This window comes from Sphingobium sp. B8D3A (assembly GCF_025961995.1).
GTDB lineage: Bacteria > Pseudomonadota > Alphaproteobacteria > Sphingomonadales > Sphingomonadaceae > Sphingobium.
The window spans coordinates 1,438,170-1,451,041 of sequence record NZ_JAOQOS010000001.1; the positions used below are offsets into that span (position 1 = coordinate 1,438,170).

General features: G+C 64.4%; 4 protein-coding genes and 2 pseudogenes. All 6 read left to right on the plus strand.

From position 1 onward, the window contains the following. Window positions 1-112 precede the first annotated feature (112 nt). The 6 genes and pseudogenes from M2342_RS06685 to M2342_RS06705 all read left to right on the plus strand — a co-directional run bounded on the left by M2342_RS06685 (window position 113) and on the right by M2342_RS06705 (window position 12,804). On the plus strand, window positions 113-1,435 hold the full coding sequence (locus tag M2342_RS06685; RefSeq protein WP_264578507.1) for an EAL domain-containing protein: 1,323 nt from the start codon (window positions 113-115) through the stop codon (window positions 1,433-1,435). Between the two features lie 247 nt (window positions 1,436-1,682). After that, window positions 1,683-3,050 (plus strand): TolC family protein, encoded by a 1,368-nt coding sequence (locus M2342_RS06690; RefSeq protein WP_264578508.1) that lies wholly within the window; start codon window positions 1,683-1,685, stop codon window positions 3,048-3,050. Window positions 3,051-3,583: 533 nt separating this feature from the next. Beyond that, window positions 3,584-4,357: pseudogene (locus tag M2342_RS17090) on the plus strand (ABC transporter transmembrane domain-containing protein); the annotation flags it as partial. A gap of 237 nt (window positions 4,358-4,594) precedes the next feature. Then, window positions 4,595-5,290: pseudogene (locus M2342_RS17095) on the plus strand (ATP-binding cassette domain-containing protein); the annotation flags it as partial. Then, window positions 5,287-6,498 (plus strand): HlyD family efflux transporter periplasmic adaptor subunit, encoded by a 1,212-nt coding sequence (locus tag M2342_RS06700; protein ID WP_264578510.1) that lies wholly within the window; start codon window positions 5,287-5,289, stop codon window positions 6,496-6,498. The pseudogene M2342_RS17095 and the gene M2342_RS06700, both read left to right, overlap by 4 nt. Window positions 6,499-6,552: 54 nt before the next feature. Then, the gene (locus tag M2342_RS06705; protein ID WP_264578511.1) at window positions 6,553-12,804 is read left to right on the plus strand and encodes a putative Ig domain-containing protein; all 6,252 of its coding nucleotides are present in this window, start codon (window positions 6,553-6,555) and stop codon (window positions 12,802-12,804) included. Window positions 12,805-12,872: the final 68 nt, after the last annotated feature.

A 12,872-nucleotide genomic window follows, 5' to 3' on the forward strand; every position in this document is an offset into this window, starting at 1 on the left:
GATTTTCCGGTCTCGCTGATGTCATTAAGACACTGATATAATGCCATAAAATCACGACGCGGAACATTATTAGTTATTCTGTCTCTGACTCAGGAAAGTTGGGGTGTTCGGAATGGCTGAGCAGGCTGCAGTGTATGATTGTCGCATGTCCGCTTGGTCGGCCACGCCGCTGTCCAGCTTCGCCATGCTGGCATTTCGGCTCGATAATCTAACTCATCTCGTCCGTGCGTACGGAGAAGGGGTACGGCCCCGGGCCGTGGATTTTGTGCACGGCATGTTGCGCGATGCAGTGGGTAGCAGGGCGGTCGTTGACCGGTCTGTGGACGGTTTGGTTTCTACTGTCATCTTGGATCCGGGCTTGTTCGGCGGCCGGGATATGTCGGAGGCGAGTTGCGCCCAATTCGTGCGGGATTTCGGTGCGCGTGTCGCTGCAGTGCCATTTACGTTTGAAGGAGTCGATCTGCATGTCGCGGTCAGTGGGGCCTGGTCACTGACAAATGATGTGCAGGCCGACCCGCATCTCGAGGCGAGCGGCGAGATCCTGAGAGCCAGGCTTTCGGACGTGCGCTTCATCGGCGAGCCCTCAGCAGCCGGGGCGGATTGGGTCCGGCGATACAAGGCTGACATGGCGCGAGCGTCATGGCTTTTGTCAGCCATGTCCCACGGGCGGTTGTTGCCGGTCTGGCAGCCGGTGCGCAGCGGATGCGTCGAAGACACCGTACTGTATCATGAAGCATTGCTGCGGGTGCTGGACGATGGTCAACAAGTGTCGGCCGGTGAGGCCATCGGCGCGCTGGAGCGTCTCGGTCTGGTCGAGATGATCGATCGCCATGGTGTCGAGCGGGTCATCGAAGAGTTGCGGCGCGATCCCGATGTGTGCCTTGCGGTCAATATCTCGGCGCAGAGCGCTTGGTTGAGCCCATGGTGGAGCGAAGTGGCTGAGCAGCTTCGTCGGGATCCCGATTTGGCGAGCCGCCTGATCGTAGAAGTCACTGAAACCGCGCAGTTCCGGGACATGGGGCAGGCCGTCACCCTTGTCGCCTGTTTGCGCAAGCTCGGCGTGCGGGTTGCGTTGGACGATTTCGGCGTTGGCCATGCCTCGCTGCGTTCGCTGCTGGCGCTGCAGCCCGACATTATCAAGATCGACGCCTTCTTCCTGCGCCGGGCGATCGGCTCCGAGCCGGATCGCGTGGCACTGCATCATCTGATCGGCCTGGCGGGCAGCTTTGTCGCTGACGTGGTCGTTGAAGGCGTGGAGACCGAGGAGGAATTCGATCTGGCGCGTGAGGCCGGCGCGATCTGGCTGCAGGGCTATCATATGGGCCGTCCTTCTGTGGTTCGCCCCTGGTTCAAGGACGCGGTCCAAACCAATGTGCTGGCTCTCTTCGAGAAACGGCAGGCTTACCGGGAAGCAGGCTGGAGTGTTCCGGGATGAGCACGCGGCATGTTGGGCATGTCTCTTTGGCTCCAGATCCCCTTTGCATAGCGAGTCCCGCACCCGGCGAGCTGGAAGACAGCGACGGAGGCCAGCCTTCGCTGGCGCGGGGCATTCTCCTGGGTGCTCCGGTCAGTCTGCTGCTGTGGTGGCTTCTTCTTCAACTGGTTGTGCGGGTCGCTTCGTAGCTTTGGCGCGGGGTGGTTGGCGATGTCGGCACAAGATCAGGATATTCAGGGTGATTTCGATGTTTGAGGGGGTTGGGACGAGGCGCGCTGCGACGCTGTGTCGTGGTTTGCGCGGTCCCGCAGGGCGCGGGGGCGGGCTGATCGGCTGCGCTGTGCTGGGGGCGGTGCTTGTTGCTCCGCTTACGGCCTTTGCGCAGCAGGGCGATGTTCGCGCGCCGGCGGCCGTGGCCGCAGCGCCGGGCTCGGTCTCTGAGCCGTCCTCTCTGTCGCTGGATGATCTGATGGCGCAGGCCGCGCGGAACAATCCGCAGGTATTGTCGCAGACCGATGGCGCGCGGGCTTCGGCTTATGAGGTGGCGAGCGCGCGCTGGGCGTATTTTCCCGAGCCGGCGTTCGAGAGCGAGCGGGGGCGGCGGGGCTATGTCGTCACGGGCACGCTGACGCAGCCGGTGTGGACGTTCGGGCGGATCGGCGCGAACGTCGATGCCGCCAAGGCGCGGCTCTCTTCGGCGGAAGCGGCGATCGACGCGACCCGCTACCAGATCGCGCTGCGGGTGATCGACAGCTATGGCCGGTTCGTGGCGGCGCGTCTGGGCGCGCAGGTCTATGCGGCCGACATTGCCCGGCTGGAAGCGCTGGAAGGCATGATGCGCCGGCGGGTGGCCACGGGCCTGTCCGCGCCGGTCGATCATAATCTGGTGCTCACCCGGCTAAGCCTCTCGCGCAACACGCTGACCAACTATCAGGCGATCGAGCAATCGGCGACCGAGGCGCTGAGCCAGCTGACCGGGCGGCCGATCGATCCGGCGCGGATCGCGTTCGACGTGGCGGCAGGCGACGAGCCGCTGGATGTGCGCAGCGAGGATCTGCTGGCGCGCACCATCGAGACCAACCCGGCGCTGCTGCGCGCCGAGCAGGAGATCGGCGTCGCCAAGGCCGAGGCGCGGGTGGCGTCCAGGGCGATGATGCCGACCATCTATGCGCGGGCCGAACAGCGCTTCTCGGACGATCGCTATTATGCCTCGGCGCTGCCTGACACGCGGGTGGTGGTGGGCGTGAAGTTCGCCTTCGGCTCCGGGCTTGCCTCGGTGGAGCGCATTCGGGCCTCACAGGCGCTGGAGAGCGCGGCGCGCAATGCCCGCGATGCCTATCGGGCGGATCTGACGGCGGAGGTCGCGGCCGATCTGGCGAGCTGGCGCGCGGCGCGCAGCCTGGTGCGCGAGCTGCAGGTCAGCCGGGGCGTGCAGCAGCAGACCTTCGAATCCTACAACCGGATGTTCCTAGCCGGCAAGCGCAGCTGGCTGGACGTTCTCAATGTCACCCGAGAGCAGACCGACATCGAGCGGAGCCTGAGCGATGCGCAGGTCCAGCTTTTGATCGCCCGCTACCGCTTGCGCCTCAAGGAAGGGGCCTTCCCATGGAACTGATTGCAGGGCCCTCACCGGCCGAGACTCCCGCCGGGGCGCCTGAGAGTGCGTCCGAGGACGTCCTCTTCATGGGGCCGCCGCCCGCGACGCCCTTTGCCGATGGCGTGATCTGGCTGGGCGGGCGCCTGGCGACGGCGCTGGAGTGCCAGGGTGGCCTGACCCGGCGCGACGGTCGCCGCATCCGCGCGCTGTTCAGTGCTGGCGCTCCCGGCGAGGAAAGCCGCATTGCGGCGCGCGCGGCGCTGGCGCTGTGCGAGACGCTGCGGCTCAAGCTCTCGCGCTGGCGGCGCGAACCGCATGAGGCGGACCTGCCGATGATCGCGCTGGTGCCCGGCGCCGGCTATCGCATGGTGCTGAGCCTGAGCAACGACGGCACCTGGCTGTGCGAGGGGCCGCAGGGTCGCGAGCGGATGGCGGCATGGCCCGAAGGCACGATGTTCGCCGGCGTCACCCCGCGTGGCGAGATCGCCCATGCGCGCACCGCCAAGGGCGTGTTCGAGGCGATCATGGCCGTCGACAAATCCTGGGTGGTGATGGCGGCGCTGGCCTCGACGCTGGCGAGCATCCTGGTGCTGGCAACCTCGCTTTACTCGATGCAGGTTTATGACCGGGTGATCGGGCAGGGCGGTGTCTCGACGCTGATCGTGCTGACGGTCGGCACGGCGATCGCCATCGGCATTGAGTTCGCGCTCAAGCTGGCGCGTTCGGCCATTGTCGACAAGGCGGTGCATCGCATCGATCTGGAGGCGGCGATGAGCGTCTTCCAGCGGATGCTCTCGACGCGGCTCGACCAATATCCGCCGAGCGTGGGGACGTTCGCGGCGCAGGTGCGCGGCTATGAGGGGGTGCGGGCGTTCATCGTCGCGCGCAAGCTCTATCTGTTCACCGACGTGCCGTTCGCCTTGTTCTTCCTGGCGGTCATCTTCCTCATCGGCGGGCCGTTCGTGGCAGCGGTGCCGGCCCTGGCGTTCGTGGTGGCGGTCGCTGCCGGGCTGCGCTCGCGCCGGGCGATCGAGGCGCACAGCGCGCGGGAAAATCTGGTCGGTAACCAGCGCTATGGCCTGCTGGTCGAGACCATCCAGGGCGCCGAGTTTTTAAAGGCCAGCGGCGGCGAATGGCAGATGCGCAACCGCTGGAACGATCTTTCGCGGCGGACCGCCGACGAGATGACCGAGATCCGTCATCTCAACGAGACAGCGGGCTATATCTCGGGCTTGGTCCAGCAGATCAGCTATGTCAGCATGGTGGCGACCGGCGCTTATCTGGCCGCGACGACCACCAGCCTGACCGTGGGCGCGATCATCGCCTGCTCGATCGTCTCGGGCCGGGTCCTCACCCCCGTCAACGCCATTCCTGGGCTGCTGGTGCAGGGCGCCAATGCCAAGGTCGCGCTTGACAATCTCGAGCGGCTTTACGCTTCGGAGCAGGACAATGACGGCATCAATGCGCCGCTGGTGCCCGATGCGATCCAGGGCCGGGTCGAGGTCGCCAATCTGGAGTTCGCCTGGGCCTCGCAGCCTGCCCCGCTCAAGCTGCCGGCGCTGACCATCGCGCCGGGCGAGCGGGTGGGCATATTGGGGGCGGTGGGATCGGGCAAGAGCACGTTGCTCAAGCTGCTCGCCGGGCTGGTCAAGCCTGAGCGGGGACATGTGCTGCTCGACGGGCTCGATCTGCAGCATATCGCCAGCGAGCGGCGGGCCGAGCTGATCGGCTATCTGCCCCAGCAGGCGCGGATGATCAGCGGCACGCTGCGCGACAACCTGACCATGGGCCTGCCTTATGTGAGCGATGAAGAGCTGGTCGCGGCGATCCAGGCGACTGGTCTTGCCGGCTTCCTCGCCGGGCGTCCCGAGGGCGTGCATCTGCGCATTGCCGAAGGCGGCGGGGGCCTGTCGGGCGGTCAGCGCCAGCTCATTGGCCTGACCCGGCTGCTGCTGGCCCGCCCGCAGGTGTGGCTGCTCGATGAGCCGACCTCGTCGATGGACGATGGCACCGAGGAGCGCTGCCTCTCGGCCCTGCGCGCGGCGGTTCAGCCTGGCCAGACGCTGGTGCTGGTCACCCACAAGCTGCGCCTGCTCGAGCTCATCGACCGGCTGATCGTGCTGACCCCGCAGGGCATCGCGCTCGATGGCCCGCGCGACGCGGTGATCGAGCGGCTGCGCCAGGGTCCGGCGGCACAACAGGGGCCGGCTGCACAACCGGGCGCACAAGCTGAGCATCACAAGGGAAGCGTGGCATGAAGATGGAAGATCCAAGGGCGATGCGCGCGGGCCTGGGCAGCGTGCGCCAGCAGCTGGCTCGGCTTCCGCTGGGGCCGGGGGGCTGGTTCATCGTGATCACCGGCCTTGGCATTGTGGCGCTGCTGATCTGGGCAAGCGTCTCGCAGATCGACCAGCTGGCCCGCGCCCGGGGACAGGTGATCGCGCTGGCCCGCACGCAGGTCATCCAGGCGGCGGACAGCGGCGTGCTGGCTGAGATGAAGGTCGAGGAAGGGCAGATGGTCCGCAAGGGTCAGCTTCTGGCTCTCATGGACCAGAGCCGCGCCTCGGCGGCCTATGACGACAGCCGCAACAAGGTGGCCGCGCTCAAGGCGACGCTCGCCCGGCTGCGGGCCGAGGTTTACGGGCAGGCGCTGGTGTTCCCGCCCGAGCTGGAGGCTTATCCGGCGTTCCGCAGGAACCAGACCGATCTGTTCAACCGGCGCCGTCAGGCACTCAACGAGGGCATTGGCGCGCTCGTTCAGAGCCGCCGGCTCGTGCAGGCCGAGCTCGATATCACGCAGCCGCTGCTGGCGGCGGGCGATGTCGGGCAGGCCGAGGTGATCCGCCTCAAGCGCGCGGTCGCCGAGCTCGACGGGCAGATCGTCAATGCCCGCAACAAATACTTCCAGGACGCCCAGGCCGAGATGACCAAGGCCGAGGAGGATCTCGCCACGCAGGAAGAGGCGCTGCGCGAGCGCTCGGCGGTGTTCGGCTTTACCGAGCTGCGCGCGCCGCATGACGGGCAGATCCGCAAGATCAACGTGACCACGCTGGGCGCCTCGGTGCGGCCGGGCGATGCCATCATCGAGATGCTGCCCACGACCAGCGAACTGATCGTCGAGGCTAAGTTCAGCCCCGCCGATCTCGGCTCGGTCAAGGTCGGCCAGTCCGCGCAGGTCAAGCTCGATGCCTATGATCCCAGCATCTACGGCAGCCTTGCCGGCGAGGTTGTCTACATCAGCCCGGATGCGCTGAGCGAACCGGGGCCGCAGGGTAGCGAGCACTTCTATTACCGCGTCCATATCCGCCTGAAGGATCGCGGCGCGGGTAACGCGGGCAGCAAGCCCATTCAGGTCAGCCCCGGCATGACCGCCACCGTGGAAGTGCGCACCCACAAGCGTTCGGTGCTCACCTACCTCACCAAACCCATCACCAAAACCGTCGATGAGGCGCTCGGCGAGCGCTGACCTCAACCGCACACAGCTTTGAAGACACAGCTTGGAATACAGGGAGCCAATGACATGACCAACAAGAGCGAGACGCAGGCCCAGATGCAGGCCGAGATGCAGGCAGAGATGCAGGCAGAGCTTCCGGCAAACGCAGCCGTTCCGGCCGAGCAGGCCCAGGCTGTGGCCCAAGCTGCACCGGCTCCCTCCGCTCAGGCCGCCGCCGGTCATGCACCTGTGGCGCCCGCGGCCTCACACGCGACCCTTGCCGCGCACAGCGCCACGCCCAAGAAGGTGAAGGCACGGACGCACAAGAAGGACGACGAGGACGAAGCCGCCCAAAATGGCGACCAGAAGGATGCCGACGCTGCGCAGGCCGACGCGGATCAGCCCGAAAGCGCCGTGCAGGCCTCGGCCGCCGGTGGACAGGGTCATGTCGGTGAAGGCCAGTGGGCCGATCGCGTCTATGCCCAGGGTGCTGCCGGCGCCGGCGCTGGCGGCGGATCGGGCAGCTTCTTCTCCACGCCCGCCTTTTATGTGCTGGGCGCTGCCGGTGCGATCGGCGCCGGGTTCGCCATCTTCGGCGGCGGCAGCGATGAGGCGAGCATCGCTGCGCCCAAGCTCGCGCTGAAGACCGACACCGGCGCTTCGGCGACCGACTACATCACCCAGGACGGCACGATCAACGTCTCTGCCATCACCGGCACCAACGCCTGGGAATACTCGACCAATGGCGGCTCGACCTGGACGGCCGGCACCGGCACCAGCTTCACGCTGGCCGAGGGCAGCTACGCCGCCGGCGCTGTGCAGGTTCGCCAGAAGGACGCGACCAGTGGCAAGACCAGCGAGGCCGGCAAGATCGCCAACGCCATCACGGTCGACAAGACCGCCGCCGCCGCACCGGTCATCAACGCGGTCGCCGGTGACGATCTGGTCAACCAGGCCGAAACCCAGGCCCCGGTCAGCGTCTCGGGCACCGCCGAGGCCGGCACCAGCATCACGGTCACCTGGGGCACCACCACCAAGACGGTCACCACCGCCGCCAATGGCACCTGGACGGCCAGCTTTGCTGCCAACGAACTGCCCGCCGACGGCGCCTATACCATCACCGCCAAGGCAACCGACGCCGCAGGCAACATCTCCGCAACCGGCTCTCGCCCGGTCACGGTCGATAGCAATAACTATATCACTGGCTCCGTCTTTGCCGGGCCGACTGGCGCCGGCATCGAGATCAAGGCCTATAAGGAAGACGGCACGCTCCTCGGCACCGCGGTGACCGATGAAAACGGCTCATATAGTATCGCGTTCAAGGGCTATACCGGCCTCGTTCTCCTCTCCGCCACGGACCCGACCGCGGATTCCACGGGGCATCTGGACGAAGCCACAGGTACTCAGGCTGACATCACGATTCCGCTGCGCGCCGTCACGACGGTCGGGGATGACGGCAATGTGGTGATCAACCTCACGCCGCTGACCGAACTCGCCACCCGTCTCATGTCCGCGGATCTCGCCACGAGCGGCACAACGACCCTGACGGGCGTCACCGACCAGCAGGTCTCCAATGCGAACCAGACCGTTGCGAACTTGTTCGTCGGGAACGAAAGCGATCTGACGGGGCAGACGGTTAATCTGGTGATCAACGCTGCGGGCGAGAACACATCCAGCACCGCCAATCTCTACGGCGTGCAACTGGCAGCGCTCCAGGGATGGCTCGGCACGAACAACTATTCCATGGGCCAAGGGCTGAGTTCCATCGCCAGCACGATCGGCGGGTGGCAAGGCGTGCAGCCCGCGGTTGTTACCCGCGACAGTCTGACTTCCATCCAAGCCAATTTTCTCGCAAGCGCTTTCATCGACGGTTTGACCCAGGTCAATGCCGTCAATCCCACCTTCACTGCCCAGCCGCTCCCTGTCGACACTTCCCAATATAAGATCAAGGGCCTGATCGATGACGACGCTGGTCCCGTTTTCGATGGCGGGGCCTCGGTCAGCGTGTCCATCCTCGAATCGGCGCTGGTGGACTCGGTCGTTTTCTCGACCCGAGCCACGGACGTGGCCGGGAAGGTGAGATACGCGCTGGCCTGGGGGGACAATGTTTCCCTGATGGCCGCGCCCGATATCGCCGACTATTTCGCGATCAATATGGAGACCGGGGCGATCACGCTTGTGGGTGCGCTCGATCACGAAGCGCAGGCCAGCTACGTGCTCACCGTCACCGCGACGGATGTATGGGGCAATCAGAGCACGCAGACCGTGACGGTGAACGTCGGCAATGTGAACGAAGCGCCGGTGCTGGATAACCCGCTGGTCGATCAGATTGCGTTTACCAATCAGGCATTCAGCTACACCGTTCCCAGCGACGCCTTTTCCGACATCGACGGCGACACGCTCACCTATACGGCGCAGCTTGTGGATGCGCAGGGCAATGTCTCCGCGCTGCCGAGCTGGCTGACGTTCAATGCGCAGACCGGGCAGTTGAGCGCGGCATCGGTTCCGCAGATCGACGCTGCCCTGACGATCCGTGTCACGGCTTCCGACGGGACGCTTTCGGTCTCTGACGATTTTGTGCTCACCGGCACCAGCGCGCCCGCGATCTCGGAGGTTTATACTCTCACTGGCTCGGCAAATCAGGGCACTCAACTGTATTTTGCCGTGAAGCTGAGCGAGGGCGTGACGGTGGCCGGAGGATCTTCGGGCAGCCTAGGCCTCGACCTCGACGGCGACGGGTCGGCGGATATGACCGCCATCTTCGATCAGAACCTGACGGCGTCGACAAATGATCCGACGATCCTCATTTTCACTGCTCAAGCACCGGCCGGAAACGCGGCGAACGTGCGGGCGGTGTCGATCGATCTCGCGGGTGCTGTGGGTGTCGACAGTGGCCAGCCGCTGGCCACCAATGTGGTTGGGCAACTTGTTACGTACGAAGGCGCGCCATTCTTCATCGACAACACGCTTCCTGCTTTGACCGCAGCGACCTTTACAGTGAACGAGAATGCGACGGCGGTCGCAACGCTGACAGCCACGGAAACAGTGTCCTGGAGCCTGATGGAAGAGGATGATTTTGCCCTCTTCACGATCAACGACGCTGGTGAGCTCAGCTTCGTCGGCCCCCGCGACTATGAGACGCAGGCCCACAGCTACAGCGTCACCGTCAGAATGGAGGACCGGGCTGGCAACGTCAGCACCCAAATCGTCACGGTGAACCTTGCCGACGTCAATGAAGCGCCTGTGCTGAATGGATCGCTGTCCGATGGGTTCGTGTCCGCAGATCAGCCGTTCAGCTACACCATTCCGAACGGGATGTTCGGCGATCCCGAGGGCGGTCCGCTGACTTACACGGCGCAACTGGTGGATGGCTCGGGCAATCTCTCGGCGCTTCCGTCCTGGCTTTCGATTGACGCGCAGACCGGGACGCTCAGTTCCGTGTCCGCGCCATCGTTCGCACAAGCGCTGACCGTGCGCATCACGGCCTCCGACGGGTCGCAGTCGGTCGCGGATGACCTGGTCCTGACCAGCGTCAACGGAGCCACGATCACGGCAATTGTCGCTGACGTGAGCGCAGGAAAGGAGGACACGGCCGTTCAGTTCGTCGTGACGTTCAGTGAGGACGTCATGTATCCGAACGACCCCGGAACGATCTTCCTGACGCCCGATAATGGCCTTACCCAGTTCGGTCTGGTTTTCGACAGTGTCGCAACGGCGAATCTGGGGCTGGCGAACAAGCTGGTGTTTTCGGCAACCATGCCGTCCGGCAATTCGTCCAACCTCCAGATCCTGTCGATCGATCTGATCAATGTGATCGGTGCGACCTCCGGGACGGCGGTCCTGACCGATACGATCGGTCAGGTCGTGATGTACGGCTCGAACCCGTTCGTCATCGACAACACGGCGCCGACTCTGAGTGTGACGACGTACAACACGGCGGAGAACGCCACGGCAGTGGCGACCTTGAGCGCATCGGAGACGGTGACATGGTCGCTTGCGCCATCCGGTGACTGGCCATTCTTCCTCTTGTCGGCTGACGGCCAACTGAGCTTCACGAGTCCGCCCGATTACGAGACGAGCCCGCAGAGCTACACGCTGGAAGTCCGCATGACCGACGTCGTCGGCAATGTCACCAATCAGCAGATCACGGTGAACCTCACCAACGTCAACGAGGCGCCGGTGGTCGCGACCCCGCTTGAAGACCAGACGGCCATTCAAGGACAGGCTTTCAGCTATGCCGTGCCTTCCAACAGCTTCGCGGACGTGGATGCGGGCACGACGCTGACCTACACGGCGCAACTGGTGGGCGCGGGGGGCGCTTTGTCGGCCTTGCCGGGCTGGCTCACCTTCAATGCCGCGACGCGCACCTTCTCGGCCACGTCGACGCCCGTTCTGGGCACGCCGCTGACCGTGCGTGTCACGGCCTCCGACGGATCGCTTTCGGTTTCGGACGATCTGGTGCTGACCAGCGTCTCCGCCCCTTCGATCACTGCGATCACATCCGGGGTGAGCGTGGCCAAGCAGGGGGCCTCCGTGCAGTTCACGGTGACGTTCAGCGAGGTTGTGACATTCGACAATGGTGACGCAGGGACGATCACCCTGACCACCGACGGAGGCACGACCCAGATTGTGGCGACCTTCAACGCTAACGCCACCTTGGCCCTTGGGCAGGCGAACAAGATCGTGTTCTCGGCCACGATGCCGGCGGGCAATTCGTCGATCGTCGAGATTCTGTCGATCGACATGCCCAATGTGACCAGCACGACCTCGGGGGCCTCGGTTCTTGAAGATGTGACCGGTCAGGTCGTCCATTTCGGCTCGAACCCGTTCGTCGTCGACAACACGGCGCCGACGTTGGGCGTGACGACGTACAGCGTCGCTGAGAACGCCACGGCGGTCGCGACCCTCTCTGCCAGCGAAGCGGCGACCTGGTCGCTGGCTGGAGGCGGGGACAGCGCCTTGTTCTCGCTCAACTCGTCGGGCGTGCTCAGCCTTATCAGCGCGCGTAATTATGAGACGCATGCCCACAGCTACAACTTCAGCGTCAATATGACGGATGCTGCAGGCAATATGACGACCCAGGCGATCACGGTGAACCTGACGAACGTCAATGAAGCCCCGGTGGTCGCCAATGCGCTTCAAGACCAGTCGACCATCGAAGGGCAGGCGTTCAGCTACCTTGTGCCGTCCAACAGCTTCAGCGATGTGGATGCGGGCACGACGCTGACCTACACCGCCCAGTTGGTGGGTGCAGGGGGCGCTTTGTCGGCCTTGCCGGGCTGGCTGACGTTCAATGCCGCCACACACACCTTCTCGTCCGCGTCCGCGCCCGCGCTCGGCAGTCCGATCACTGTGCGGGTCACGGCGTCGGATGGCAGCCTGTCGGTGTCCGATGATTTCACGATCACGCAGACCGCGGTGCCAACGCTGTCGACCAATCTCAATGGCGTCACCAATCTGGATGTGCGTTCGGACCTCGTCTTCACCGCGAGCGAGAACATCTCGCTGACGACTGTGGACGGCACGTATACGATCGAGCTTGTCAACGGTGCGAACAGCGGATCGAAGCTGGGCTATTCCGGCTCGCTCGGCGAATCCATCGACAACACGCAGACACTGGTTGTCACCGTGGCCGGCGGTATGGCTTCGGCAACCCTGAATGGCAACGCAGTGGACATCGAGGATGTCCTCTCCATCTCCGGTAACAAGCTTATCATCGATCCGGTCTACGACCTCGATTTCTCGAACAATTATCATGTCGAGATCGACGCAGGCTTGTTCGTCGGCGCTACGTCTGGCCTCGGCAACGCGGCTCTCACCAGCGGCGCGACGTTCGCCACCGTCACACCCAATACGACCGGTTCGGGCGCGGCATTGGTGTCCGGCGGTGCGGCTTCGCAGATCATGAATGCCAATGGCACGCTGAGCGCCAGCTACAAGTGGGTGGGTATCGACGGCGTCGGCAACACGTTCGCTGCCAACCCGACCTCGATCGGAAGCCTCGCGGCTGCTGGTTATGCGTTGGTCGCAACGGATCAGGACAGCTCCTCCGACATCGCAACCTGGGATTTCTGGTTCCAGGCCACCGGATTCACCGCCGATGACCTGATTTACCTCGACACCCAGCACCTCGGAGAAACCATATGGGACACCGGGGAAAACCTGGCGTTGAGCAGCACCGACAACGCTAACGAGACGCGGATCGAATTCAGCGCCTACGCCGGAAGCAACGGTCCTCAGTCATGGATGGATATCGACATCGGTGGCGAATGGCGTGAAAGTCAGGCTGCCATTTTGGCATATTTTGGCACGAGCCAGCCAGTATTTGTCGGCGGATAATCATGAAAAACCGGACTGTCTTTGTAGTCAGTCCGGTCTTCATGATCTGTTTTCATAACATTATTAAA